Origin of the sequence: Parachitinimonas caeni (assembly GCF_030129945.1) — a bacterium.
Taxonomy (GTDB): Bacteria; Pseudomonadota; Gammaproteobacteria; order Burkholderiales; family Chitinimonadaceae; genus Parachitinimonas; species Parachitinimonas caeni.
Window position 1 is genome coordinate 1 of sequence record NZ_JARRAF010000329.1, and the last position, 223, is coordinate 223.

Below are 223 nucleotides of genomic sequence, written 5' to 3' on the forward strand. Positions count from 1 at the left end.
AGGTCTTTGTCGTTTGCTGGCGTTGCTGGATCAGCCAGGCATGCAGAGCCTGCAGGCGCGGCAGGGCTTGGGTCTGACGGAGCATCTGTCGTTCTGCGGGTGACTGCTCACGCGCCTGGGCTTCGATGGCGTACAACTCCCCGATTCGCTGCAGCGCGACTGCAGCCATCTCATGCGGCTTGTTACTGGCGGCGTGCAGATCGAAGAATTTCCGCCGGGCATG

At 62.3% G+C, this 223-nt stretch carries 1 protein-coding gene; it reads right to left on the minus strand.

Annotation, left to right across the window (positions count from 1 at the left end; translation table 11 throughout):
* Nucleotides 1–223 (minus strand): IS66 family transposase (locus PZA18_RS24915; RefSeq protein WP_284103556.1); only part of this gene is annotated, 223 nt, incomplete at both ends.